Below are 25,615 nucleotides of genomic sequence, written 5' to 3' on the forward strand. Positions count from 1 at the left end.
GTCGTCCACCCCACCGCACCCGCCACCGCGCCACCGCAACCGCCGGCCAGCCGACACCGGACGCCACCACCAGAATAGCCACGCCGGGTGGATGGACTTTTGCCGTCGCCGTCGTCAGTTCCGGCCATGTCCACCGCAGCCGCCACCCGCGACGCGGTCCGCGAGCAGCCGTTCCTCCTGCTCTCGCTCCGCGCCGGCGTGCTCAACTACACCGCCGCCGCCGAGTTCCTCGACGTCGACGGCGCCGCCGACACCGACGCCGTCGCGACCGCGCTCCGACGGTTCGCCGACGAGCTGCCCGACTTCGAAACGGCCGACAGCGACGCCCGCGTCCGGATGGAGAGCGGCGTTGGTGTCGTCGACTCGGCAAGCGAGGAGACCACTGATCCATTGCTCTCAGTCGGTGGCGTCGCCGTCAGCCCGGACGCGGGGTCGATGACGGCTGTCGTCGCGACTGGCGAAGTCGATACGACCGCGCTCGGGGGAGTCTGTGCCCGCCTCGACGCCGAGGGGATCGACGCCGCTGCCGCGGCAGTCGCCGACGGGACGCTGCTGGTCGTCGTCGATCGACGGGACGGGGTGGCGACGCTCCGGGCGGTCGAGGACGCGCTCGCCCGAGTGCCCGCCTGAGCCGGCGCGGCCGGCGCGAGTCCCGGTTCCGACGGCTTCAAACCGCCGGCTGGAGAACCTTCCTCCATGACCCTGTCGCTGACCGACACCCTGTCGGGCGATCGCGAGGAGTTCGAGCCGAGCGGCGACGCGGTTCTGCTGTACGTCTGCGGGCTGACGGTCTCCGACGATCCCCACCTCGGCCACGCGCGCCTCTGGGTGCAGGCGGACATCCTCCACCGCTGGCTGGCCCACGAGGGGTACGACGTGCGCCACGTCGAGAACGTCACCGACGTGAACGAGAAGATCACGGCCCGCGTCGGCGAGCGCGAGGACTGGGAGAGCGAGGCCGACGTGGCCCGCCACTACACCGACGAGGTGCTCTCCCGGATGCGGGACCTGAACCTCCTGCGCGCGGAGGTGTACCCCCGGGTCTCCGAGCACGTCCCGGAGATCGTCGAGCTCGTGGAGACGCTGATCGAGGGGGGGTACGCCTACGAATCCAACGGCTCGGTGTACTTCGACGTGAGCGAGTTCGAGGGGTACGGAAAGCTCTCGAACCAGACCGTCGACGAACTCGAGGAGCAGGGCGACCCCGACGAGCGAGCCGAGAAGCGCAACCCCGCCGACTTCGCGCTCTGGAAGGCCGGCGGCGTCGGTGCCGACGCGGTCGAGGAACACCGCAAGCACGAGCACGACGGCGAACTCCCCGAGGGGCAGACGTGGGAGTCACCGTGGGGCGAGGGGCGCCCCGGCTGGCATATCGAGTGCTCCGCGATGTCGATGACCCACCTCGGCGACACACTCGACATCCACATGGGAGGGCAGGACCTCGTCTTCCCGCACCACGAGAACGAGATCGCCCAGAGCGAGGCCGCGACGGGCCAGCGCTTCGCGAACTACTGGCTCCACGTCGGCTTCATGCAGGCCGGCAGCGAGAAGATGTCCTCCTCGCTGGGCAACTACTTCACCGTCGGCGACGCAGTCCGGGAGTTCGGAACCAACGTGCTCCGGACGTTCTACGCCTCCGCGGAGTACCGCTCCCAGCAGGCCTACACCGAGGAGACGATCGAGGAGGCCCGTCGGCGTTGGGAACGACTCGAACGAGCCTACGAGACCGCCGTCGAGCACGCCGACGACGCCGACGCGCTCACCAAGACGGAGGACAGCGAGTTCCGCGACGACCTCGCCGCGGCCCGCGCCGGCTTCGAGGCGGCGATGAACGACGACCTCAACGCCCGCGAGGCGATGGCGGAGCTACTCGAAGTCGCGAACGCGGTGAACCGCCACGTCGAGGCGGGCGCTCCCTACGACTACCCCGCGCTCCGGGATGCGATCGAGTTCTTCGAGGAGTACGGCGAGGGCGTGTTCGGCCTCCAGTTCGGCGACGTGACCGAGGGCGAGGCCGAGATCGCCGAGGACCTCGTGGAACTGGTGCTCGACGTGCGCGAGGAGGAGCGCGACGCCGGCAACTACGAGCGCGCCGACGACCTCCGGGACCGACTGCAGGCGCTCGGTGTCGAAGTCGAGGACAGCGACGACGGGCCGTCGTACCGCTTCGACTGATACCCGTCGCGGGGACGGGTCGACTACTCGCCGCCCGCGTCGGTCGTGAACAACTCCGTGTCTTCCGGGATCTCGAACAGCCCGAACCGGACGCCCGCGTCGAGCCAGCCGTAGCCGTAGGAGAACGACGCCAGCGCGTTCACGGGGTCGTCGGCCTCGCGGAAGTGCCGGCCGTCGTCGAGGTAGGAGTCGGCCATCTCGTACGTCTCGGCGGCGGCCTCGCCCAGCGGCGTCCCCGGCGGTGCCGCGGGCTCGGCGGCGGCCAACGCGTCCGCGAGCATCTCGCCGTAGCGGTCGGTCTTCTCCTCCAGATCGGCGGCCATGGTCGGGGGGTCAGGCCCGCCGGCGGTAAGGCTGTCGGAGCGTGTCGTCATCCCCTAAGTGCCCACAGCATAACCTACATACCCGCCACTCCCCTACCCTCGAGTATGACCGAGAACGTCGAGGAGGCGGTCGAACACCGTCGCCTGATCATCGCCGGCACGGGGATCGCGGGGCTGACCGCGGCGATCTACGCCGGCCGATCGAACAACGAACCGCTGGTGCTCGAGGGCGACGAGCCGGGCGGCCAGCTCACCCTCACCACCGAGGTCGACAACTACCCCGGCTTCCCCGAGGGGATCTCCGGGCCAGAGCTGGTGAACAACATGAAGGAGCAGGCCCAGCGCTTCGGCGCCGAACTCGACCACGGGATCGTCGTCGACGTGACGCCGCTGGGCGAGGTGGACGGCACCGACGGCTCGCCGTTCCGCGTGGAGATGCGCGATGGCGACGTGTACACCTGTGACGCGTTCATCGCCGCTTCGGGCGCCTCCGCGCGCACGCTGGGCGTCCCCGGCGAGGACGAACTGATGGGCTACGGGCTCTCGACCTGCGCCACCTGCGACGGCGCGTTCTTCCGCGGCGAGGACATGCTCGTCGTCGGCGGCGGCGACGCCGCGATGGAGGAGGCGAACTTCCTCACCAAGTTCGCCGACACCGTCTACATCGCCCACCGCCGCGACGAGTTCCGCGCGGAGGACTACTGGATCGACCGCATCATGGACAAAGTCGACGACGGCGACGTGGAGATCCTCTGGAACACCGAGCTCACCGAGATCCACGGCGATCCCGACGAGGGGATCGACCACGCCAGCCTCGTCCGCCACCCCGACGGCCACCCCAAGGAGAAGTTCGAAGCCGGCGACGACAGCGTCGAGACGTTCGAGATGGACGTCGGCGCGGTGTTCTACGCCATCGGCCACACGCCGAACACCGACTACCTCGACGACACGGGCGTCGAACTCGACGACGAGGGGTACATCATCACCGAGGGCGGCCGCGGCGGCGGGCAGACCGCGACCGGCGTGCCCGGCCTCTTCGGCGCCGGCGACGTGGTCGACCACCACTACCAGCAGGCAGTCACCGCCGCCGGGATGGGGAGCGAGGCCGCGCTCGACGCCGACGACTGGCTGGAGCAGCGCGAACGCGCCGGCGAACTCGGCGTCGACGCGGCGCCCGAGCCCGCCGCGGGCGACGACTAGCGACCCGCCGACGAGCCGAGACCCACAGAGCCTTACGTCCGACCCTCGATTCTCCCCTATGAGCGATACGAAGACGTTCACGGTCGAAGGCCCCGACGGCGAAACCGACACTGTCGACGTGCCGCCCGTCATGCTCGAACTGATGCGCGACGGCGACGAGCCCGACGCCGAGATCCTCGCGGACATCGTGCTGCAGGCGTTCGCCCAGCAGGCTCACGCCCGCGTTCACCACGCCGAGGGCGGCGTCGCGAACGAGATCGAGGACGCCAACGAGACGCTCGAGGAGCTGTTCGAGGATCGCTTCGGCATCTCGCTGGCCGACGCGATGGGTCACCAGCACTAACGCCGCTCCCGTTCTCACCGCTTTTTCACCGTTCCCCAGCGCCAGCGCCGGCGAAGGTTTATCACCGAGAGCGCGACCAGCCGCCCCGTGCGGTGAAAGCCACCGCGAGCCGAACGAGGCGGGAGTGCGACCCACCGGCTCGCGGAGCAGTCGGGTCGCCTGTTCGCCACCGTCGACCGATCAAAGCGTCCCGTTCCGGGCCATCTCCCGGACTGCCTCGGCCCGCTCCTCCAGCGCCGTCCACTCCGCCTCGTCCTTGTCGTCGACGTGGGCGTACATCAGCCCCATCCTCCCCGTCCCCCGGAGCGTCTCCTCGTGCTCTCGGAGGAACGTCCAGTAGAGGCTGTTGAACGGGCACGCCCCTTCGCCGGTGTCGCGTGAGACGGCGTAGGGACACGACGAGCAGTAGTCGCTCATTCGGTTCACGTAGCTCCCCGACGAGGCGTACGGCTTCGAGGAGAGCACGTCTGTCGCGAACGACCCCATCCCGACGACGTTGGGCGTCGTGACCCAGTGGAACGCGTCGACGAACCCCCGATGGAACCACTCGTTGAGTTCGTGGGGGTCGGCGCCGTAGACGAGCGCGAAGTTCGAGAGCACCATCAGGCGCTCGATGTGGTGGGCGTAGCCCCGCTCCCGGACGTGTTCGACCGCCTCCGAGAGGCAGGTCATCTCCGTCTCCCCCGTCCAGTACGCCGGCGGCAGCGTTTCCGTCTGCCCGAGTTGGTTCGCCTCGGCCATCGCGGGCATCGAGCGCCGGTAGACGTGACGCACGAACTCCCGCCACCCCAGCACCTGCCGAACGAACCCCTCGACGCTGTTGATCGGCGCGTCTCCCTCCTCGTACGCGCGATCGGCCCGTTCGATCACCTCCATCGGCCGGAGCAGCCCGAGGTTGATCGATGCCGACAGCAGCGAGTGGGCCATCGCCCACTCCCCCTCGACCATCGCGTCCTGATAGGGACCGAACGCCGCGAACCGCGCGTCGACGAACTGCTCCAGCGCGTCGAGCGACTGCTTCCGGGTGACCGGCCACCGGAACGGCGCCGCCTCGTCCGTGTCGACGAACGTCTCGAACTCGGCCTCGACCCACGACGCCACCTCACGGACCGTTTCGCCGGGTTCGAACAGCGGCGGCGCCGGTGGCTCCCAGTCGTCGGGCGGGGTCTCGCGGTTCTGTTCGTCGTAGTTCCACTCGCCCCCTTCCGGTGAGTCACCGTCCATCAGCACGCCCGACCGACGACGCATCCACCGGTAGAAGTCCTCCAAGCGGTAGGTGTCTGGATCGCTCGTTCCCCGACGATCCGCCCACTCGTCGAACTCCTCGGGGGTGAGAACGAAGGTGGGGTTCGGGACGAACGAGATGCGCCCGCCACGATCGTCGACCAGCTCCCGGAGTCGATCCTCGGCGCCGTGTGCGGCCGGTCTGGGCATCGTCAGGTCGTCCCCCGGATGCTCGTCGAAGTGGTCGTCAAGCCCCTCGCCGAACGTCTCGGCCCGTCGGTAGTCGACGGTCAGGCCGCGCGCTCTGAGGTCGTCACGGAACCGACGCATCGCCGCGAACACGAGCGTCAGCTTGTGCGGGTGGTACGGGCGGCGGTCCGCGAACGCGGTCGCCTCGATCAGGAGGACGTGGTCGTGTTCGTCGAGGTAGTCGGCAGTGCGGTCGAGGTGGGTGCCGAGCAGCCACAGCGTCATTGTGGCGCGAACAGGGAGGCTGGGACGCGGGGCGGTTCCATGCGCGTCGTGTCGGCGGGGCGGGGTAAAGTTCGTCCGGCCGGCCGTCGGTCGGTGGAGTTTCCCTGCCGGGTCGGGAACGACCCGTATGGAGTACGAAAACGTCCTTCGAGACTGGCTGCTGGGGCTGATCGCCGCGCTGCTGGCGGCGATCGCGCTGTCGACGACGCCCGCCGGCGAATCGTACCTCGGTGTTCTGGCGCCGGTGGTGGTCGTGCTCGCGGTCGTGACGTTCCTCGCGTTCGTCCTGATCACCGGGGCGTTCCTCGTCTACACCGCCAGTTTCCGGGACTGAGGAGTTGGCCGGGGGACGTGGGTTTTTGTCACACCGGTACAACGACTCCCCATGGAGTACACCACGCTCGGTGACACCGGGATCGAGGTCTCGCGCATCGCGCTCGGCTGCATGAGCTTCGGCGACCCCTCGTGGCGCGACTGGGTGCTCGAAGAGGAGGCGAGCCGGGAGCTGATTGACCGAGCGGTCGAGCTCGGGATCAACTTCTTCGACACCGCGAACATGTACTCGAAGGGCGAGTCCGAGCGGATCCTCGGGAACGCGCTCGCGGAGTACGACCGCGACGAGATGGTGGTCGCGACGAAGGGGTACTTCCAGATGCGGGAGGGCGACCCCAACTCCGGGGGGCTCTCCCGGAAGGCGATCGAGCAGGAGCTCGACGCCTCGCTCGATCGGCTGGGGATGGACACCGTCGACCTCTACCAGACCCACCGCTGGGACGACGACACGCCGATCGAGACGACGATGCGGGCGCTCGACGACGCCGTCCGCCGGGGGAAGGCCCGGCACGTCGGCACGTCGTCGATGTGGGCCCACCAGTTCGCCGACGCGCTCCACACCAGCGACCGCGAGGGGCTGGAGCGCTACGCCACGATGCAGAACCACTACAACCTCCTCTACCGCGAGGAGGAGCGGGAGATGCTGCCGCTGTGTCAGCGGGAGAACGTCGGCGTGCTCCCGTGGTCGCCGCTGGCTCGGGGCTTCCTCGCGCGCCCACACGAGGAGCTGGAAACCACGACCCGCGGGCGGAGCGAGGCCGAGGCCGACCGCCACCCGTATCTGGCAAACGGCGGCCGCGAAGTGAACGAACGCGTGGAGGAGCTCGCCGCGGAGAAAGACCTGAAGATGGCCCAGATCGCGCTGGCGTGGCTCCTGCACAAGGACGCCGTCGACGCGCCCATCGTCGGCACGACCAGCGTCGAACACCTCGAAGACGCCGTCGAGGCGCTCTCGGTGTCGCTGAGCGACTCGGAGATCGAGTACCTGGAGGAGCCGTACCAGCCGGTCGAGGTCTCGGAGATCGAGTAAGCGACCCGTCCCTCGATTCAGGAGAACAGTCGGCTGCGCAGTGAGTCAGATCAGCCCTTCGGCGGCCAGCCGTTCGAACCCTTCCTTCAGTCGTTCCTCGCTGGCGGCGTAGGAGACCCGTGCGTAGCCCGGGGCGTTGAACGCGCTACCCGGAACGGTGGCGACGTGGGCGTCCTCGATGGCGGCGTCGGCCCACGCCACGTCGTCGCTCGGGGTCGGGATCATCGCGTAGAACGCCCCCTCGGGCTTCGGGATCTCCTTCCCGTGGTCCGCGAGCAGGTCGACCACGAGGTCGCGGCGCCGCTCGAACGCCTCCACCATCGTCGCGACGTCGCTCTCGACGCTCCGAAGCGCCTCGACGCCCGCGTGCTGGACGAAGTTCGGCGCACACGTCACCGAGTGGCCGTGGATCTTCGACACCTGATCGACCAGCGGCTCGGGCGCGGCGAGGTAGCCCAGCCGCCAGCCGGTCATCGAGTACGCCTTCGAGAACCCGTTGACCGTCACCGTCCGCTCGGCCATCCCGTCGAACGATGCGAGGGAGGTGGGGTCGGCGTCGTAGGTGATCCGGTCGTAAATTTCGTCGGCAATGACGGTCACGTCGTGCTCGACCGCCAGATCACGGACGCCTTCGAGCGCGGCGTCGGAGAACACCGCACCCGTGGGGTTGGAGGGCGAGTTCACGAGCAGCAGCTGCGTCTCGTCGGAGATCGCGGCCGCCAGGTCGTCCAGCGCGGGTTCGAGGTCGAAGCCGTGTTGGCCCAGATCGACCCGCGTGAGGTCGCCGCCGGCGAGTTTCACCATCGCCTCGTAGGAGACCCACGCCGGATCGAGCAGGATCACCTCGTCGCCCTCGTCGACCAGCGCCTGCACCGTCTCGAACAGCGCCTGCTTCGCGCCGGGCGTGACGACGACGTTCCCGGGTTCGCAGGCGACACCTTTCCCTTTCAGGTCGGTCGATATCGCCTGCCGGAGCTCCGGGATGCCACTGGAGGCCGTGTAGCCCGTGTGGCCGTCCGATATCGCCTGCCGGCCGGCCTCCCGGATGCGCTCGGGCGTCGGGAAGTCCGGCTCGCCAACGGAGAGGTCGACCACGTCGACACCCTGCTCTTGGAGTTCGCTCGCCTTGTTGCCGACCGCGACGGTCGCCGACGGCTCGACGCGGCCGACGCGCTCGGCGAAGTTCCACTCGCGCTCGCTCATGGCAGGGCCTCCACGAGGTCGACCGCAGCGTCGACGGCCGCTGCCCCCTTGTCGACGCGCTCGCGGGCCTCGGCACCGCTCTGTCCGGGGCCGGTGACGCCGAAGGTGACCGGCGTGTCACGGTCGAGTCCGACCGACTGGAGCGACTCCGCGGTCGCGTCGCTGATCACCTGATCGTGATCCGTATCGCCCGTGACGACCGCGCCGACGACCGCGACGGCGTCGATCTCCTCTCGCCGCGCGAGCCGGTCCGCGGCCAGCGGGCTGTCGTACACGCCGGGCACGTGTACGGTTTCGCCGATATCGACGCCCCGGTCCGCGGCGGCGTCTGCCGCCGCCTCCGCCATCCGCTCGGTGACGGAGGCGTTGAACTCCGCTACCACGAGTCCGAGATTCACCATACGCGATGCTTGGCGCCGGCGAAGAAAGAACTACCGAAGCGGGCGGTCGCGACAGCCGCGGCTCGGGGGCGAACGACGCGGAGAAACACACAGCGGGCGATACAGTGCGGTACGACGAGAGCCGTCTACGGCCAGTTGCCGTTATCGGTGAACGCGTCGACGACGCGCTGGATCGCGACGACGTACGCCGCGGTGCGGAAGTTCGGGAGGTCGAAGCTCGCGTACGCGTCCGTGAGGTCGTCGAACGCGTCGGTGATGACCGCCTCCAGCTCCTCGTTGACGCGCTCCTCGTCCCAGTAGAAGCGCTGGCGGTTCTGGACCCACTCGAAGTAGCTCACGGTCACCCCGCCGGCGTTGGCGAGGATGTCCGGGAACACGTGGACGTCCTTCTCGGTCAGCACGTCGTCGGCGTCGGGCGTGAGCGGGCCGTTGGCGGCCTCGACGATCACGTCGGCGCTGACGTCCTCGGCGAGGTCGCCGTCGATGGCGTTCTCCAGCGCCGCGGGCACCAGCAGGTCGACGTCCATGGTGAGCAGCTCCTCGTTGGTCAGCGCCTCGGTGCCCTCGTAGCCGGAGACGGAGCCGGTGTCACGCTTGAACTCCTTGACCTCGACGGGGTCGAGCCCGCTGGGGTCGTAGATCCCGCCGGAGGAGTCGGAGACGGCGACGACGTTGGCGCCGAGTTCGTCGATGAGCTTCGTGGCGATCCAGCCGGCGTTGCCGTACCCCTGGACGGCCACGTCGGCGCCGACGATGTCCCGGCCGAGGTAGTCGAACGCCTCGCGGGCGGTGATTGCGGTCGAGCGCCCCGTGGCCTCGACGCGACCCTCGCTCCCGCCGGCTTCGAGGGACTTCCCGGTGACGACGCCGGGCTCGGTCGTGTTCTCCAGCGTCTCGTAGGTGTCCTTGATCCAGTTCATCTCCCGCTGGCCCGTGTTCACGTCGGGCGCGGGCACGTCCTTGTCCTCGCCGATGAACGGGCGCAGCTCCTCGGCGAAGGATCGCGTGATGTTCTCGATCTCGTTCGCGGAGTACTCCGAGGGGTCGATCACGATCCCCCCTTTCCCGCCGCCGTAGGGGATGTCGACGACGGCGCACTTGTACACCATCCACCCGGACAGCGCCTTGACCTCGTCGCGGGTGACGCCGGGGTGGTAGCGAATCCCCCCTTTGTAGGGGCCTCGGTCGCCGTTGAACTCCGATCGGAACGCCTTGAAGCGCTCGATCGACCCGTCGTCCATGTCCACAGAGAGGTTCGTCTCCAGCACGCGCTCGGGGTACTTGAGCCGGTGGATGACGTCGTCGTCGACGTCGAGGTACGCGGCCGCGTCGTCGATCTGCTCCTGCAGACTCTCGAACGGGTTTGCTTCGTCTGACATTCCGGCGCGGAATTCGCCCGTAGCTCGAATAAGCCTGCCGAAGTCCCGACGGAACGTTTGTGAAGGATTACCGCTTTTCGCCCGCGGCCGCCCGCTCCAGCACGCGCTCGGCCTGCGCGATCAACGGCGCGTCGATCATCTCGCCGTCGACGCTGAACACCGCACGGCCCTCGCGTTCGGCCTCGTCACGCGCGTCGAGCACGCGCTCGGCCCACTCGACGCGCTCGGGTGCGGGCGTGAACGCGTCGTTGATCACGGGCACCTGTGCGGGGTGGATCGCCATCTTCCCGTCGTACCCCAACTGGAGCGCGAACTCGGTGGCCTCGCGCAGCCCCGCCTCGTCCTCGAAGTCGGTGAACACGGTGTCGATGGCGTCGATGCCCGCCGCGCTCGCGGCCAACACTACCTGCTGGCGCGCGTGCAGCACTTCGGTCCCCTCGTCGGTCCGGGTCGCACCCACGTCGGCGGCGAGATCCTCCGCGCCGAACACCAGCGCGTCCGTCGCCCGCGCGTCGGCGATGTCCTCGGCGCGCAGCACGCCGCGGGCGGTCTCCACCAGCGCGAGCAGCGCGGGGTCGGCGTCGTGCTCGTCGAGCAGGTCCGCCACCCACTGCACGTCCTCGGGCTCGGCGACTTTCGGCACCATCACGCCGTCGAGGCGCAGCGAGTCGGGCGCGTCGTCCAGCAGCGCGTCGAGGTCGGCCGCAGCGTCGACGCTCACCCGGACGGTCACCTCACAGTCGGGATCGAACGCCGGGTCTGCAAGTACCTCGCGAACCGACTCCCTCGCGGCGGCGCGCTGGCTCGGTGCGACGGCGTCCTCGAGGTCGAAACAGACCGTGTCCGCGCCCGATTCCGGCGCCTTGCGCATCAGCTCCGGGCGGTCGCCCGGCGAGAACAGGAGGCTTCTGCGTGCCATACCTACCGACTCAGACGGCGCGGAGTTAACTGGTCGGGATCGAGTCGGCAGCGTTTTGCGCCGACCGATCGATCCGGGGGGTATGACGGGACGCTACTACGAGGAGTTCGAGGTCGGCGAGACGATCGAGCACGAGAAGCGCCGCACCGTCTCGGAGTCGGACAACCAGACGTTCTGCGATATGACGATGAACCAGCAGCCGCTCCACCTCGACAGCGACTTCGCCGGGGAGACGCAGTTCGGCGAACGGCTGGTCAACGGGCTGTACACGATGTCGCTGGCGGTCGGGCTCTCCATCCCCGACACCACCGACGGCACCATCGTCGCGAACCTCTCCTACGACAACGTCGAACACCCCAACCCCGTGTTCCACGGCGACACGATCTACGCGCGGACGACGGTGACCGACAAGCGCGAGACCAGCGACGGCGAGCGCGGGATCGTAGAGATGCACGTCGAGGCGTTCAAAGTCGAGTCCGACGGGGAGGACACGCTCGTCTGTGAGTTCGATCGGACGGCGCTGAGCCTGAAGCGCGAACACGCCGAGTAGGGCACGGATGGACCCAGTCACCGAGCGGCTCCGGGCGTTGCTTTCCCCCGTGATCGCGGCCGCGGGCACCGCGACGGTCGCACGGCTCGGACTCGGCCTGATGCTGGTGCTCGCCGGGGTGCACAAGCTGCTGGCCCCGGCGGCGTGGGCCGTCTACGTGACCGACTGGCTGGCGCCGTGGCTCGTCGTGCATCCGAGGCTGTTCATGCTCGCGAACGGGCCGCCGGAGATCCTCGTCGGCGCCCTGCTGCTCGCGGACCGCTACGTCGCGCCCGCGACGGCCGTCGCCGCCGTGTCGCTTCCGGTGACGGTCCTCTACCTCGCGGTCGTCGCCGCCACGGACGGCCGGTTCGTCGACGTGTTGATCCGGGACGTGGGGCTGGCCGCTCTCGCGTGGGTGGTGCTGCTCGACGCGCTCGGGGCGGAGTGAGGTGGCGGCGACGCTGGCGAACAGGCGATCGAACGGCGCCGCGGTGGGGGATCGCGCTCCCGCCCAGTGCCACCGCGGTCGGCGGGTCAGGGCACGGGAGCCGTGCCCTCGCCATCCGGCTTAAAGAACGGTGCCGTGTTTCTTGTCGGGCAGGTCCTTCTCGACGTCCTCGTAGAACGCGAAGCGGTTGACCAGCTCCCCCCGCAGCGTCGACGGCGGCACCACGTCGTCGATGACGACCTCGCTGGCCATGCGGTGGGCGTCGATGTCCTGTCGGTACTCCTCGCGGAGCTCCTGTTCACGCTGCTTTCGCTCCTCGGGGTCGTCGATGGCGTCGAGCTTGTTGGCGTAGACGGCGTTGATCGCCGCCTCCGGCCCCATGATCGCGATTTCGCCGGAGGGGAGTCCGAGCACGCTCTCGGGGTCGTAGGCGGGACCGCCCATCGCGTAGATGCCGGCGCCGTAGGCCTTCCGCACGACGACGGTCTGTTTCGGCACCGTCGCCGAGGAGGTGGCGTAGATGAACTTCTTCCCCTTCTCGAGGATCGCGTCCTTCTCGACCTCCGAGCCCGCCATGAACCCCGGCGTGTCACACAGGTACAGCAGCGGAATCTCGTAGGCGTCGCAGGTCCAGATGAACTCCGCCGCCTTCTCGGCGGCGTCGGGGAAGATCGCGCCCGATCGGTGGTTGGGCTGGTTCGCGACGACGCCGACCGGCCGGCCGTCGATCCGCGCGAACGCGGTGACGATCTCCTTGCCGTACTCGGGCTTCATCTCCATGACCGACTCGGCGTCGCAGATCCGGTCGAGCAGGTCGTGGACGTCGTACGCCTTGTTCGGGTTGTCTGGGACGACCTCGTCGATCCCCTCGGGGGAGAATTTGGGGTTCTCCGGCTCCGAGCGGGGGGGCTTCTCGCCGGCCTTGTCCGGGAGGTAGCTCATCAGCTTCGCGGCCATCGCGCGCGCCTCGCGTTCGTCTTTCGCGACGAGGTCGGCGCTGCCGGAATGCTTGGCGTGGACGGCGGGGCCGCCGAGGTCCTGCATGTCGATCTCCTCGCCGGTCACCATCTTCACCATCCGCGGGGAGGCGATCGCCATCGCGGACATCCCCTCGACCATGATCGTGAAGTCGGCGAACACCGGGGTGTAGGCGGCGCCGGCGATGCAGGGGCCGTACAGCACGCAGATCTGCGGGACGTACCCCGAGAGCATCGAGTGGTTGTAGTAGTACTTCCCGATCCCCTCGCGGTTGGCGAAGAAGCCGGTCTGCTGGTCGATCCGGCCCCCCGAGGAGTCCATCAGGTAGAGCACGGGGTTGCCCGACTTGAGCGCGCGCTGCTGCATCCGGAGGAACTTCTCGACCCCGCGGCCGGCCATCGACCCCGCCTTGACGGTGAAGTCGTTGGCCATCCAGTGGACGTCGCGATCCTCGAACGTCGCCGCCCCTGTCAGGAGGCCGTCGCCGGGCAGTCGGGTGTTCTCGTCGTACTCCTCGACCTCCGGGGAGTCGGGGTGCCACTCGTCGAACGCGGCGAACTTCCCGTCCTCGAACTGGATCCCGTCGGCGGCGCCCTCGCGGTCGGCGTCGCCGGGACCGCCGTCGCCGTCCTCGCCGAACCAGAGGTCAAGCCGGTCACGGACGAACAGTTTGCCCTGCTCGGGCAGGCGCTGCTTGTACTTCTCGGGACCGCCGCCGAGGATCTCCTCGATCTCCTCGCGGAGCTTCCGTTCGCGCTCGGTCGGCCCGAGGTCGTCGTCGAGGGGGTACTCCGTCTCGGGGGGCGCGGCCGTGGCCGCGGGCTCGTCGGCGTCGCCGACCAGCACCTCGATGTCGGCGCCGAGATGTTCGGCCAGCGCGGCGGCGACCGCCGACGCCTCCTCGTCGGTGGCACCGTCGCCGATGCGGACGTGCATAGGGGGGTGGTCGGTCGAACGGGGCAAAAAGGGTCCGAAAATGGAGTCGGTCCGGGGAGGGACCGTCGCTCGCCGCGGAGTCGCCGTCCCGTCTGCCGACTACTCGTCGTACTCGTAGAAGCCGCGCCCGGTCTTCTTCCCGAGGTCGCCCGCCTCGACTTTCCGCTTCAGCAGGTACGCGGGGGTGTAGCGGTCGCCGAGCTCCTCGTGGAGCGTCTCGCTGGCGTGGAGACAGACGTCGAGGCCGATGTGGTCGGCGAGTTCGAGCGGCCCCATCGGGACGTTCGTCCCGAGCGTCATCCCGCGGTCGATGTCCTCCTTCTCGGCGACCCCCTCGTCGAACGCGCGGATCCCCTCGTTGATCCACGGCATCAGGATGCGGTTGGTGACGAACCCGGGCTTGTCGTCGGACTCCCACGTCTCCTTCCCGAGGTCCTCGGCGAACGCGTGGGCCAGCGCCGTCGTCTCGTCGGCGGTGCGCTCGCCGGTGACGACCTCGACGCCGTCCATGATCGGGACGGGGTTCATGAAGTGGAGGCCGACCACCGCGTCCGCGCGCTCGGTCGCGCTCGCGATGGTCGTGATCGACAGCGTCGACGTGTTGGTCGCGAGCAGCGCCTCCTCGTCGAGCACGTCGTCCAGATCGGCGAAGATTGACTGCTTGAGCTCCATCTCCTCGGGCGCGGCCTCGACGACGAGCTCGGCGCCCGCGAGGTCGTCGAGCTCGGTGGTCCCCGTGATCCGCGCTTTCGTGTCCTCGGCCTCCTGCTCGCTCAGCGCGTCCCGGTCGACCAGCCGCGAGAGCGAGTCGTCGATCGTCTCGAAGCCGTCGTCGACGAACGACTGCTCGATGTCCCGCATCACCACGTCGTAGCCCGCGGTCGCGGCGACCTGTGCGATCCCGGCACCCATCGTCCCGGCGCCGACGACACCGACCGTCTCCACGTCGTCCAGTTCGTACATGGTCGGCGCTCGGCCCGGCAGCACCGTAAGGGTAGCGACAACCGCCAGACTGCATCGCCGCGGATATCTCCCTCGTATCGTGAGGTAGAAGCGCTCTACGTCCGGTAACCGGCAGTCAGCTCACACAAAGCTTCAAGTGTCTTTGGCAACGATTGCGAGCCAACGTGACCCGCCTGCTGGAGCATCTGATGGCCGACGTCGACGAGGAGGAGCGACGCTCGGTCGACACGCCGACCGACCTGAAGTTCGTCGGCCCGGCGACCGCCGACGCCATCGAGTCGGCCGGGTTCTCCGCACAAGACGTCCTCGAGAAGGACGTCTCCTACCGGATGCTGCTCGAAGCGGGGGTCAACCCCGGCGTCGCCGCGAAGATCCGCCGCCACCACTCGCTCCCCTGGTCGTTCGACAACGACGGGGATCTGGACCGGCGGTCCGAGCAGGTCCGGGGGCTCGGGGACGAGGAGGCCGCGTGGGTCGCCTCCAGCCACGGTGACGGGGAGACGAGCGACGACGGGGGAGAGACGGACAACGACGATCTCGACGAGGAGGCGGCGTGGATCGACGGCTCCGCCGGCGAGCCCGAGGCGCTCGACGAGGTGGAACCCGACGACGACGGAGACGACACCGACGACGAGGCCGCGTGGGTCGCGAACGCCACGAGCGGCGGTGACTCGGCGACCGCCGACGGGAGCGGCGACCCGCTGGCGGCCGAGGCGGCCTGGCGCGAGCGGTCGAAGCCGACGCCGCTGACCGACATCTCGGGGATCGGGGAGAGCTACGCCGAGCGGCTGGCGGAGGCGGGCGTCACGTCCGTCCGGTCGCTCGCGACCGCCAGCCCCGAGCTGCTGTCGGACGTGACCGGCATCTCCCGGGACCGCCTCCAGCGGTGGCACCACGAGGCGAGCGAGCGGGCGGACTGAGCCGGCGGGACAACCGCGCGGCCGCGTCGGGCCGACGAAGCCTTTATACTCGAAGCATCAACATCGATACGTAGATGGCGAGACCCGGGCAGGCGGTTCCGTCGGGGGTGGCGTCCCGGTGAGCATCGACATCGCCACCCGCGGGACATCCCTCCACGTCACGGACAGTATCGAGCAGCGCCAGTGCGTGCTGCGGATGCCCGAGCCCGCCGAGGTCGAGACGATCGACGGCGATCGGTTCTACTTCCCGGTCGACGCCGCCGCACGGGTCGATACCGAGAGCATCACGCTCGGGAGCTACGTCGCGACGTTCGTCCGGAACGGCGACGGCGACGTGGTCGCGCAGATGGATCGGACCGACGGCGTGGACCTCGGCTCGGGCGAGTACCTGATCGAACTCGAGCAGCCGGTGAAGCTGTACGTCCGGATCGAGGGGTCGCTGACCGTCGAGACAAACGGGATGACGACGACAGTCGGTACCGACGGCGACCTGTTCGTCGCCGGGCGCTCCCGGCACAACCACCCCGCGGGGACGATCACGACGACAGCGGAGTCCCGGGAGATGATGCGTGCGGTGTCGGCGATGTCCTCCTCGCTGAAGACCACGTCCGTCGAGCGGTCCTACCCGACGCTGCGTGGGCACCCCCCCGAGATCGAACTCGGCGACGAACTGGACATCCCGGAATCGATGGCGCCGGCCGACGCCGGCGTCCGGGTCGAGGTGCCGCCGCGACTCCGGTTCGTCTACCCGGTCGCCCCGCTCGCATTCTACCTCGGCGCCGAGGTGGTGCCCGGAAACGTCCCTCGGCTTGTCGGGGAAGACGGATTCAGCTACCGACTCGACGGCCCGGGCGGCTTCGAGGAGACGGTCGCGCAGACGCTCAAGCAGACGCTGCTGTTCGACTGCGTCGCGCGGACGGAGGGGTTCTACGAGGTCGAACTCGCCGAGCGCGACGAGGTCGACCAGCGCGTCGACCTCGACTGGGCGGACCTCTACGGCCGAGCGCTCTCCGAACAGTTGGACGCGTACCTCTCGGTCCCCTACGAGCGGATTGCCGACTGCGTGCCCAAGTGGAAGACCGCGGGCTACGTCGCGCCCGAGGCGGAGAACGCCGAGCTGCTGCCGTACCTGATCGACGATCTGGCGACGATCAAGGCGCCAGCCGGGGAGGCGACGACCCCCGAGCAGGTGCAGTCCGACTCGTTGTTCGACTTCGCGCGTGCCGGCTCCGGGCCGGACGTAGCGGCGCTCACGGGACCGACCCGCAGTACGACGCGCAGCATGGGGGAGGAGCGTGCACAGAGGCCCGAGGGGTCGCTACCGGATCTGGTCGAGCCGGAACCGACCGGTGCGTTCGAGACCGTCTGGGCAGACGATGGCGTCCCCGTCGGCGCGATCAAGGCGTCGGTCGACGGCTACCGCAACGGTATCGAACACACGCCCTCGCAGGAGATCGGCGTCACCGTCGTCGTCAACGACGAGGGGATGACCGAGGAGGGCGACGTCGCCGAGGAGGTGTACGGCGATGACACGGACTTCCCGTTCGACCTGCGGGTGTACCGCAACCTCACCACCGAACGACTCTCGGCGGTGCTCGAGACCGAGCGGGAGTTCCTCCACTACATCGGCCACGTCGAGTCAGATGGGTTCCAGTGCTCCGACGGGCGCCTCGACGCGCGCAATCTGGATTTCGTCGGCGTCGATGCGTTCTTCCTCAATGGCTGTGCGTCGTACGATCAGGGGATGGCGCTGCTGGAGAACGGCGCCGTCGGCGGCGTCGTCACGCTCACCGAAGTAGTCAACAGCGGTGCGACACGAGTGGGAAAAGCGATGGTAAAGCTGCTGAACTATGGATTCCCACTCCACTCGGCACTTAGCGTCGCGAGCAAGCAGTCGTTTGTCGGGGGACAGTATTCGGTCGTTGGTGACGGTGATGTCGACATCGTGCAAGGAGAGAGTATCGGCGCACCGATTACAGATATCGAACAAGTCGATGACGGGTACATCGCGAGAGTGCGACTGTACCCCGACTCCGATCTGAGTACCGGCGGAATGGCGTCGATAGACATCGCCGACGATCGGCGTCAACACCTCGCACCGGGTGTTTTGGGGGAGGTGTTCTATTCGGATCTCGAAAGTTTGCTCGAAGATGCCGAAGACGACCTCGTCCGTTACGAGGGAGAAATCAAGTGGCTATCGGAGCTTTCGCAGTAAGATGCGCTTCTTCTAGTGGTTGACTCAGGGACCTGCAACCGGACTCGAGTGACCAGCGACGGCGCTCCCCGCCTGCGAGAGGAATAGCATCATCGTGAACAGGACGCCCATCATCTTCGGGTTGTCGGCCAGGAACGACTTGAGTTCGGACATGACATCCTATGCCACACAGCCACTGTATTTGTGAATAGATATTCCCGGCTTTGATATTAGGGATTGATAAATCGGCGAGAGCAAAGAACCGCAAGACAGAGCCGAGCTGTACCGGCCGTCGATCCGCGACCTTTCACTCGAGATAGCCCAGATCTTCGAGCTGCTGGGCGATCTCCTCGAACTCCGCCTCCGTGAGCTCCCCGCGTTTCTGGTGTTTGATCACGATACTGCGCAGCAGGAATCGAACGAGGTCGCTCGTGCTCGAGAAGCTCGTCCCCTCGATTGTCTCGTCGACGCGCTCGGCGAGTTCGGTGGGGATCGAGACGGTGGTGTAGTCGGTCATTACGCGCCGGTCGGGCGCGGGCGGGGAAAAGCGCGCCGGCTGCGGGCAGGGCCGTCGACGCCCGATCACGTCACTCCTCGTCGGCGATGGACTCGATCCGGTCGAGCTGTTCGCGGTGGAGGGTGAGGATCAGGTCCGAGAGCACGCCGAACATCAGCAGTTGGACGCCGAGCAGGATCCCGGCGGCGCCGACGAGCGCCCAGATCTGGTGGGGGACGCCGTAGACGAACCACTCGATCGCGACGAAGGCGGCGACCGCCGCCCCGGCGAGCCCGGAGACGACGCCGACGCTGCCGAAGTAGAACAGGGGATTGCTCGTCTTCGCACGCCGGAACAGCTCGAGGAAGATGATCCCGCCGTCCCGGATCGGGTGGAGGTTCGTGTTCGAGCCTGCGGGCCGTTCGAGGTACGTGATCGGCACGACCGCGGTGGGGATCCCCTGCTTCGCACACTCGACGGCCATCTCCGTCTCGATGCCGAACCCGTCCGCCGAGAGGCGCAGGCGCTCGAAGGAAGCGCGGCTGAACGCGCGGTAGCCGCTCAGGATGTCGTCGAAGCTCTCGCCGTGGATGAAGCTGAACAGGCGGTTGGTGAGCTTGTTGCCGACCTTGTTCAGGCGGGTCATCGCCCCGTCCTCCATGTCGGCGAACCGGTCTCCGATGACGTGCTCGTACCCCTCCTCCAGCGGCGCGAGCATGCGGTCCGCTTCCTCTGGGCGGTAGGTGCCGTCGCCGTCGGCCATCAGGACGTACTCGCGGTCGATATGTTCCCGGACGGCCTCGCGGATCGCCTGCCCCTTGCCCGAGGCGGACTGTATCTCGACTCTGGCGCCGTGCTCGCGGGCTATTTCGCGGGTGTCGTCGTCTGAGCCGCCGTCCATCACGAGCACGTCGTCGAACCCCTGCTCGCGGAAACCGTCGACGCAGTCGCCGATAGTGGCGGCCTCGTCGTAGGTGGGCAGAAGGACTGTGACGCGCTCGGGATCGGGCATATCGTTTCTCGTGTGGTAGTGGGTGGAGTGAAAAGGCTTCTACTTGGGGCGACGACACCGGCGGGGTTTTTGGCGCTCGTGTCGCATGGGGGAGTATGCGACGTTTGGTCGAGGCTCTCGGCAGCCTCCTCGCGCTGACCGGGCTTCCCTATCTGGCCTACGTGGGGCTGTACTGGCTCCTCGGACCGGAGGGATCGCCCGCGGAGAAGGATTACGACGCCGAGCCGACTGTGAGCATCGTCCTCCCGACGTACAACGAGGAAGGAATCGTCGAGGCGAAACTCGAGGAACTGGTCTCGCTCGACTACCCGATGGAGAAGGTGGAGATCGTCGTCGTCGACTCCAGCGAGGACGAGACGCCGGAGCTGGTGGAGTCGTTCTTCGAGGAGCGGGACGCGCCAGAGCTGACGCTTATCCGCGAGGAGGAGCGTCGCGGGCTCGCGGTCGCGCTGAACGAAGCCTACGCCGCAGCGTCGAACGAGATGGTCGTCAAGACCGACTGCGACTCACGGATCGCCGACGACGCCCTCCGGGAGGCGGCGGCGAACCTCGCCGACCCCGAAGTTGGTGCGGTGACGGGACGGAACGCCGAGACACTCGGCGGGAGCGAGGTCGAAGAGGGGTACCGCGACGTGCAGGCGCACATCCAGACGCTGGAGTCACACCTCGACTCGACGCTCATCTTCCACGGGCCGTTCTCGGCGTTCGAGAACGGCGCGATCGTCCCCATCGACGAGGACTCCATCGCCGACGACACGGAGCTGGCGCTGAAGATCCGGAAGGACGGTGATCGGGTGGTGTTCGACCCCGAGATCGAGTACAAGGAGGCTGCCCATTCGACGTTCCGGAAGCGCCGTCAGCAGAAGGATCGACGGGCGATGGGGCTGATTCGGTTGCTCTGGCGACAGCGCGAGATGCTGGGGGGGTACGGGGCGTACGGGCGGGCAGTACTGCCGTTCAACTGGTGGTTCATGATCGTCTCGCCGTGGCTCGTGATGGCGTCGATCGGGCTGGCGACGCTCGGTGGGTTGGCTGTTGGTGGCCCGCTGGGGCTGGTAGTTCCAGGGGCAGTTTCGGGGTTCGTCCTGTTGGGATCGCGTGAGAAGCTCGGTTCGTTGCAAGCGGCGTACTCGCTGTTCGACACGCAGGTGTCGCTGTTCCGTGCGAGCCTGAAGCTGTTGAGCGGTGAGGGTGACGGGACGTGGGAGATCGACGAGGAGCTGCGGGAGGTGTACGGGTGAAGATACTGCAGGTCACGCCTCGGTATCCCCCACGCACGGGCGGTGTGGAGACACACGTGAAGGAGATCAGTGAGCGACTGGTAGAGCGCGACCACGAAGTCGTCGTCCATACCGCGGATCTGGGGCAGGATGTGGAGGGGTGGGAGCTCCGGAACGGCGTCGAAGTTCACCGCCATCCAGGGTTCTCACCCGGCAGCGCGTTTCACATCGCGCCGGAGATCGTCTCGGCAGTTCGTCGGAGTAACGCGGACGTCGTTCACGCGCACAACTATCACTCGCTCCCGGTCTTCTTCGCCGCGCTGGGTGTGACCGACGAGCGGTTCGTCGTGACGACTCACTACCACGGTGAGAGTGCGAGTGGGTTCCGTGACCGTCTGCTGTCGGTGTACGAACCGTTCGGGAAGTGGGCTGTCAGGCAGGCCGACGAGGTGATCGCAGTGAGCGAGTGGGAACGTGACCGGCTTCAGGAGGACTTCGGCGTCGACGCGACGGTGATTCCGAACGGCGTCGAGGTGGAGCGGTTCGCTTCGACAGAGCCCGAGGTCCATGATCGGCCGTATCTGTTGACTGTCGGTCGGCTGGAGGAGTACAAAGGAGTACAGCACGTGATTCGAGCAATGCCGGAGTTGGAGGAGTACGACCTGTTAGTGGCGGGCTCTGGGTCATATCGGCGGGAACTGGAGCGAATTGCTTCTGAAGTGGGTGTTGACGACCGAGTGGAGTTTCTGGGCTACGTCGACGACGATCGGTTGCCCGGACTGTACGCGGGCGCGGACGTGTACGTGACGCTGTCTGAGTTCGAGGCGTACGGGATGACAGTCGCGGAGGCGTTGGCGGCCGGGACGCCATGTGTCGTGCGGGAGTCGGGAGCATTGGTCAACTGGAGCGAGATCGGCGAGTGCCTCAGTGTTTCCACGACGGACCGGGACACCGTTGCCGACGCCGTTCGGCGCATTTCGGGAGCCACGTCCGATCGATCGCGAGTGTCGGGGTGGGATGAAGTGACCGAACAGGTCGAGACACAGTACAGCCGTGCCCTCACGAGATCATTGGGGCGGACCTGACTCCCCTCAACGCTTGACCGCAGTCTCGATCGCCTCGGCCATCCCGTCGACCATCCGCTCGTAGTCGAACTCCCGTATCCGTTCCCTGGCCCGGTTACCGAACGTCGCCGCTTTCTCCGAGTCATCAAGGAGCGACGCCAGTCTGTCCGCGAGCGCACGGGCGTTGCGTTCCGGAACGACATAGCCATTCACGCCGTCCTCAACGACTCCTGCGGCCGCGGCACCCACCTGTCCTGTCGCGATGACCGGCGTCCCCGAGCTCATCGCCTCGTTCACGACCAGTCCCCAAGGCTCACGGAAGATCGCTGTCTGGACGGATGGCAGGACGAAACAATCAGCGAGCGCGTAGTACGCGGGCAGATCATCGTTATCGACGTACCCCGTGAGTGTCGTGTTCGGTACGTCCTCGGCCTGCCGTTTGAAGGCGTCGTAGTCGTCGCCGTCCCCGACCAACAGGAGGTGTGGCTCGGCGTCGGTGCGCCATCGAACGGCCTTGAACGCGTCGATCAGATACCGGACGCCCTTGGACTCTATCATCCGCCCGACGAACAGCGCGATGGGGCTGTCCGACGGAATACCCAGTTCCCGACGGAGTTCGCCCGGGTCCCGCTCGCTCGACGCGAACTTCGTGGTGTCGACGGTGTTCCACGCAACCGAGACTTTGTCCCGGTCGACACCCAGATCGGCGAGGTAATGCTCAATGTGGGGGCCGTACACTGCGATCGCGTCTGCCCCCTCGTAGATCCGCGAGACCAGGGGGAACGTCGTAGTCCGGAGCGTCGTCAACGGGAGATGCCACTCACCTGTCCAGAGGACGAACGGGGTCCCGGTTACTCGGGCGTACAGGTAGCTCGCTTGCCCGCCGAACCCCTCAACAGGGGAACCGACGATGACATCTGGATTGTACTCCCGAAGTGCGCCGAAAACACCTGGAGCAACGGCGTATCGGTCACGGAGTTCGTAGTTCGATAATTCGAGGTAGGGAAACTGCCCGAAGGCCCGCCACGACTCCTTGGTATTACAGAAGAACACCTTCGACTCGAAGCGATCAGCGAACGCCTCGTAGAAGCCCGTCCGATACGGCGGGCAGAACTCCGACACGATAGCGACGCGCATGCCGGCTATCGCTCTCGGAGCGACATATACATTTACGGTTCCGCCGAAAAGCAACCAACTAGTGAACCACGCGACATCCCTCTCCTCGCCCGACATCGTCGTCACACACGACCAGATGTGGACGTACGGAGGAGCGGAGCGTGTGGCCCTCCATCTTGGCTCGGCGCTCGACGCTCCGGTATATACGACCTACATCGGGGAGTCAGCACGCGAAGCGGCGATCGACCTCGGCGTCGACGTGACTGCGTTCGCACAGAGCCGCTACGACGGACTGGGGAAGTGGCGTCGCGCGGAAGGATTCAAGAGTGCCTCGCTCACGCTGAACTGGCAGGACGCCCCGCTAGAGGAGTTCGACCTGATCTTCTCGGCGCACATGTTCTCGCGGCACTACCGAACACTCGACCACCAGTACATGCTCAACTACTGCCACTCCCCGCCGCGGTGGCTCAACGACCTGATGGGCCACCGTCTCTCCTCACTGCCGTCGGCCGTCCGCACGCTCGCGAAGTCGTACATGACCGGGATGGACGTACTCGACGCACGGTCGACGGATCGTGTCGACGCATTCGTCGCCAACAGCGAGGTGATTCGGGATCGAATCCGGCGTTACTACCGGCGCGACGCATCGATCGTCTATCCACCGATCGAGACGGACGAGATTGAGTACGGGGAATCGGACGGAGAGTTCTACCTTATGGTCGGTCGTGTGGTGGAGTCCAAACGGCCCAAGACCGTCGTCGAAGCGTTCGATCGACTGGACGACGAACTGAAGATCGCCGGTGGTGCCGACAACGAACCCGTCTTCGGGACGAGCACCTTCGAGGAAGTCCGTTCGCTCGCGGGACCGAACGTCGAGATGCTCGGCTACGTCGCCGACGAGCGCAAAGAGGAACTCCTCCGCCAGGCGAAGGCGGTCGTCTACCTCCCGGTGCGGGAGGATTTCGGCATGGTCCCGATCGAAGCGCTGGCCGCCGGGACGCCCGTCGTCGCCGCGAACGAAGGGTTCCCAGCAATCGCGATCGAGGACGGCGAGACCGGTGCGGTGGTGGAGCCGACCGCCGAGGGCGTGATCGACGGCGTTCGGCGGATCGAGGAGGCGGAGTTCAATCCCGAAGCGTTGGCCGCCGTCGCGGAACAGTATTCGGTGGATCGCTTTGAGGAACGGATCCGCGAGGTTGTCTCGCGGTTCTGTGAGGAGCCCGAACGGTATCGGGCGGGCGAGGACACCCTGCGGTAATGCCAGAGGAGCAGAGCCCCGCCGACATCAGTCCGAGCGGCGAAGCGACGAAGGCGACGCTCGCGAAGTTCGCAATGGCGGCCATCGGCTTCGCCGGGAACATCTACTTCGCTCGGGAGCTGGGGCCGAACCGGATCGGCGGGTTCTACCTGTTCGTCGCGGTGGCGGCGTTCCTCGGACGACCGATGGCCGGGATGGGGGCGGCAGTACAGAAGCGTGCGTCGGAAGCGGGGACCTCGATGGCGGAGTCGGTCGGGGCGTTGGGGCTGTTCGGGGCCGCGTGGTTCGTCATCGTCACGGCCGGAACGATCATCGGTCGCGGATGGCTCCAGTCCTACACCGGTATCGATTCCGTCGCCCTGTTCTTGGTGCTCTACTTCGCCACCGAGATGCTGTTCGGGACGTTTGTCCCGGTCCTGCAGGCACGGGGACAGATCGGCTTTTCCAACGGAATGGACGCGCTACGCTCGTACATCGGGATCCCGATACAGCTGGTGCTCGTGACGCTCGGTTTCGGCGTCCCGGGGCTGATCGTCGGCCTGATCGCCGCCAACGTGATCGCGGTCCCGATCGCGGTGCGGGAACTCGGTACGGCGCTCGAGAAGCCGTCGAAGCGCCTCGTCGCTCGCGTGGCGGACTACGCCCGCTTCAGCGTACCCAACGCCGTCGTCGGGACGGCGTACGGCCGGTTCGATACGTTCCTCCTCGGAGCACTCCTCTCACAAGCCGTGGTTGGCGACTACGGTGTTGCAGCGCGGATGACGCTACCAGCGATCTACGTCGCAAGCTCCGTGTCCGCGACGACTTTCGTACGCGTGAGCGAAGGCCACAGCAGGGACGAAGCGGTCCACGAGGACGTAACCAACTCGCTCGCGTTCGCGTCCGTGCTCTCGGTCCCGCTATTTTTCGGCGGTGCCGTAGTCGCGACGCCGCTCGTCAACGTCGTGTACGGATCGGAGTACGCGGGAGCGGCGGCGTTCCTCGTACTGCTCGGGTTGCAGCGGATCTTCCAGTCACAGACACAGGCACTTCTCAAAATCGTCGACGGACTCAACCGTCCGGATTACTCGCTCAAACTGTCAGCAGTAGCGCTCGGCATCAACGTTCCGCTGGGAATCGTCCTCGTTCAACGGATCGGCGGGGTCGGCGTCGTCATCGCCACCGTCCTCGTGGAACTGTTTCGTTACCTCGGAGCGTGGCGATTCGTCGCTCGCGAGGTCCCCGAGGCGAGCGTGCTGACGACGACGTTCCTGAAGCAACTGCTCGCCGGTGTGGTTATGGGTTCTGTAGTGTACTTCCTCCGGGAATGGATTGACCTCGTTCAACCGATCGAACTAGCTATCTTGCTGACATTTGGGGCAGTGACCTACGGTTGTGTGTTGCTGTTGATAAGCCAGAGAGTCCGTGCCACAGCTACCGAAGTGGCCCTGCTTACCCAACGGCGGCTGAATATGCTCTGAGTGGAGAAAACCTC

The 25,615-nt window shown here is 67.2% G+C and carries 26 protein-coding genes; 14 read left to right on the forward strand and 12 right to left on the reverse strand.

Annotated features, from left to right (window positions below):
• The first annotated feature begins 126 nt into the window (after positions 1–126).
• Entirely contained in the window at positions 127–630 is a 504-nt protein-coding gene (locus tag ACFR9S_RS02650) for a DUF7523 family protein (protein WP_379732169.1), read from the forward strand.
• A gap of 66 nt (positions 631–696) precedes the next feature.
• On the forward strand, positions 697–2,175 hold the full coding sequence (gene cysS, locus ACFR9S_RS02655) for a cysteine--tRNA ligase (protein ID WP_379732168.1): 1,479 nt from the start codon (positions 697–699) through the stop codon (positions 2,173–2,175).
• A 23-nt stretch (positions 2,176–2,198) separates the two neighbouring features.
• Here the strand turns inward: cysS and ACFR9S_RS02660 are convergent, their stop codons facing one another.
• Positions 2,199–2,498, reverse strand: a complete 300-nt coding sequence (locus ACFR9S_RS02660) for a DUF357 domain-containing protein (protein WP_379732167.1) — start codon at positions 2,496–2,498, stop codon at positions 2,199–2,201.
• 105 nt (positions 2,499–2,603) lie between these two features.
• On the opposite strand from ACFR9S_RS02660, the gene ACFR9S_RS02665 reads away from it, so the two are divergent.
• Positions 2,604–3,698, forward strand: a complete 1,095-nt coding sequence (locus ACFR9S_RS02665) for an NAD(P)/FAD-dependent oxidoreductase (RefSeq protein ID WP_379818009.1) — start codon at positions 2,604–2,606, stop codon at positions 3,696–3,698.
• A 58-nt stretch (positions 3,699–3,756) separates the two neighbouring features.
• Positions 3,757–4,041, forward strand: a complete 285-nt coding sequence (locus tag ACFR9S_RS02670) for a DUF7545 family protein (RefSeq protein ID WP_379731658.1) — start codon at positions 3,757–3,759, stop codon at positions 4,039–4,041.
• Between the two features lie 180 nt (positions 4,042–4,221).
• Here ACFR9S_RS02670 and ACFR9S_RS02675 read toward each other — a convergent pair whose 3' ends face one another.
• Positions 4,222–5,739 carry a cryptochrome/photolyase family protein gene (locus ACFR9S_RS02675; RefSeq protein WP_379731660.1) on the reverse strand — a complete coding sequence of 506 codons (1,518 nt, stop codon included), beginning with the start codon at positions 5,737–5,739 and terminating at the stop codon, positions 4,222–4,224.
• Positions 5,740–5,866: 127 nt separating this feature from the next.
• Here ACFR9S_RS02675 and ACFR9S_RS02680 point away from each other — a divergent pair, with 127 nt between their 5' ends.
• Both ACFR9S_RS02680 and ACFR9S_RS02685 read left to right on the forward strand, forming a co-directional pair.
• Positions 5,867–6,073 (forward strand): hypothetical protein, encoded by a 207-nt coding sequence (locus tag ACFR9S_RS02680; protein ID WP_379731661.1) that lies wholly within the window; start codon positions 5,867–5,869, stop codon positions 6,071–6,073.
• Positions 6,074–6,124: 51 nt separating this feature from the next.
• Entirely contained in the window at positions 6,125–7,102 is a 978-nt protein-coding gene (locus ACFR9S_RS02685; RefSeq protein WP_379731662.1) for an aldo/keto reductase, read from the forward strand.
• A 45-nt stretch (positions 7,103–7,147) separates the two neighbouring features.
• On the opposite strand, the gene ACFR9S_RS02690 is transcribed toward ACFR9S_RS02685, so the two are convergent.
• The 4 genes from ACFR9S_RS02690 to ACFR9S_RS02705 all read right to left on the reverse strand — a co-directional run bounded on the left by ACFR9S_RS02690 (position 7,148) and on the right by ACFR9S_RS02705 (position 11,004).
• Entirely contained in the window at positions 7,148–8,305 is a 1,158-nt protein-coding gene (locus tag ACFR9S_RS02690) for a pyridoxal phosphate-dependent aminotransferase (RefSeq protein WP_379731663.1), read from the reverse strand.
• Positions 8,302–8,706: a 6,7-dimethyl-8-ribityllumazine synthase gene (gene ribH / locus ACFR9S_RS02695; protein ID WP_379818010.1), complete on the reverse strand. Its 405-nt coding sequence runs from the start codon at positions 8,704–8,706 to the stop codon at positions 8,302–8,304. The genes ACFR9S_RS02690 and ribH overlap by 4 nt, the downstream gene beginning before the upstream one ends.
• 125 nt (positions 8,707–8,831) lie before the next feature.
• The gene (locus tag ACFR9S_RS02700; RefSeq protein ID WP_379732525.1) at positions 8,832–10,085 is read right to left on the reverse strand and encodes a Glu/Leu/Phe/Val family dehydrogenase; all 1,254 of its coding nucleotides are present in this window, start codon (positions 10,083–10,085) and stop codon (positions 8,832–8,834) included.
• 67 nt (positions 10,086–10,152) lie between these two features.
• Complete coding sequence (locus ACFR9S_RS02705) at positions 10,153–11,004, reverse strand: HpcH/HpaI aldolase/citrate lyase family protein (protein ID WP_379818011.1); 852 nt, start codon at positions 11,002–11,004, stop codon at positions 10,153–10,155.
• 82 nt (positions 11,005–11,086) lie between these two features.
• On the opposite strand from ACFR9S_RS02705, the gene ACFR9S_RS02710 reads away from it, so the two are divergent.
• Both ACFR9S_RS02710 and ACFR9S_RS02715 read left to right on the forward strand, forming a co-directional pair.
• On the forward strand, positions 11,087–11,554 hold the full coding sequence (locus ACFR9S_RS02710) for a MaoC family dehydratase (RefSeq protein WP_379731664.1): 468 nt from the start codon (positions 11,087–11,089) through the stop codon (positions 11,552–11,554).
• 7 nt (positions 11,555–11,561) lie between these two features.
• Positions 11,562–11,984 carry a DoxX family membrane protein gene (locus tag ACFR9S_RS02715; protein ID WP_379818012.1) on the forward strand — a complete coding sequence of 141 codons (423 nt, stop codon included), beginning with the start codon at positions 11,562–11,564 and terminating at the stop codon, positions 11,982–11,984.
• Positions 11,985–12,104: 120 nt separating this feature from the next.
• On the opposite strand, the gene ACFR9S_RS02720 is transcribed toward ACFR9S_RS02715, so the two are convergent.
• Positions 12,105–13,898 (reverse strand): acyl-CoA carboxylase subunit beta, encoded by a 1,794-nt coding sequence (locus ACFR9S_RS02720; protein WP_379818013.1) that lies wholly within the window; start codon positions 13,896–13,898, stop codon positions 12,105–12,107.
• Between the two features lie 99 nt (positions 13,899–13,997).
• Complete coding sequence (locus ACFR9S_RS02725; RefSeq protein WP_379732110.1) at positions 13,998–14,861, reverse strand: 3-hydroxyacyl-CoA dehydrogenase family protein; 864 nt, start codon at positions 14,859–14,861, stop codon at positions 13,998–14,000.
• A 164-nt stretch (positions 14,862–15,025) separates the two neighbouring features.
• Between ACFR9S_RS02725 and ACFR9S_RS02730 the strand changes: the two genes are divergently transcribed.
• A complete protein-coding gene (locus ACFR9S_RS02730; protein ID WP_379818014.1) occupies positions 15,026–15,781 on the forward strand; it encodes a DUF7409 domain-containing protein in 756 nt (251 codons plus the stop codon).
• Between the two features lie 118 nt (positions 15,782–15,899).
• Positions 15,900–17,996 (forward strand): hypothetical protein, encoded by a 2,097-nt coding sequence (locus ACFR9S_RS02735; protein ID WP_379730570.1) that lies wholly within the window; start codon positions 15,900–15,902, stop codon positions 17,994–17,996.
• Positions 17,997–18,020: 24 nt separating this feature from the next.
• Here the strand turns inward: ACFR9S_RS02735 and ACFR9S_RS02740 are convergent, their stop codons facing one another.
• The 3 genes from ACFR9S_RS02740 to aglJ form a co-directional block, all read right to left on the reverse strand.
• The gene (locus ACFR9S_RS02740; RefSeq protein ID WP_379730569.1) at positions 18,021–18,149 is read right to left on the reverse strand and encodes a DUF7503 family protein; all 129 of its coding nucleotides are present in this window, start codon (positions 18,147–18,149) and stop codon (positions 18,021–18,023) included.
• A gap of 133 nt (positions 18,150–18,282) precedes the next feature.
• Positions 18,283–18,492 (reverse strand): ribbon-helix-helix domain-containing protein, encoded by a 210-nt coding sequence (locus ACFR9S_RS02745; RefSeq protein ID WP_379730568.1) that lies wholly within the window; start codon positions 18,490–18,492, stop codon positions 18,283–18,285.
• A 70-nt stretch (positions 18,493–18,562) separates the two neighbouring features.
• Positions 18,563–19,483, reverse strand: a complete 921-nt coding sequence (gene aglJ, locus ACFR9S_RS02750; protein WP_379730567.1) for an S-layer glycoprotein N-glycosyltransferase AglJ — start codon at positions 19,481–19,483, stop codon at positions 18,563–18,565.
• Positions 19,484–19,578: 95 nt separating this feature from the next.
• Between aglJ and ACFR9S_RS02755 the strand changes: the two genes are divergently transcribed.
• Both ACFR9S_RS02755 and ACFR9S_RS02760 read left to right on the forward strand, forming a co-directional pair.
• On the forward strand, positions 19,579–20,724 hold the full coding sequence (locus tag ACFR9S_RS02755; RefSeq protein WP_379730566.1) for a glycosyltransferase: 1,146 nt from the start codon (positions 19,579–19,581) through the stop codon (positions 20,722–20,724).
• Complete coding sequence (locus ACFR9S_RS02760) at positions 20,721–21,788, forward strand: glycosyltransferase family 4 protein (RefSeq protein WP_379730565.1); 1,068 nt, start codon at positions 20,721–20,723, stop codon at positions 21,786–21,788. Before ACFR9S_RS02755 ends, ACFR9S_RS02760 begins: the two co-directional genes overlap by 4 nt.
• 6 nt (positions 21,789–21,794) lie before the next feature.
• On the opposite strand, the gene ACFR9S_RS02765 is transcribed toward ACFR9S_RS02760, so the two are convergent.
• On the reverse strand, positions 21,795–22,904 hold the full coding sequence (locus tag ACFR9S_RS02765) for a glycosyltransferase family 4 protein (protein WP_379730564.1): 1,110 nt from the start codon (positions 22,902–22,904) through the stop codon (positions 21,795–21,797).
• Positions 22,905–22,965: 61 nt separating this feature from the next.
• Here ACFR9S_RS02765 and ACFR9S_RS02770 point away from each other — a divergent pair, with 61 nt between their 5' ends.
• Entirely contained in the window at positions 22,966–24,141 is a 1,176-nt protein-coding gene (locus ACFR9S_RS02770; protein ID WP_379730563.1) for a glycosyltransferase, read from the forward strand.
• Positions 24,141–25,601, forward strand: a complete 1,461-nt coding sequence (locus tag ACFR9S_RS02775; RefSeq protein WP_379730562.1) for an oligosaccharide flippase family protein — start codon at positions 24,141–24,143, stop codon at positions 25,599–25,601. The genes ACFR9S_RS02770 and ACFR9S_RS02775 overlap by 1 nt, the downstream gene beginning before the upstream one ends.
• Positions 25,602–25,615: the final 14 nt, after the last annotated feature.

This window comes from Halolamina salina, assembly GCF_042678005.1.
GTDB classification, from domain to species: domain Archaea; phylum Halobacteriota; class Halobacteria; order Halobacteriales; family Haloferacaceae; genus Halolamina; species Halolamina salina.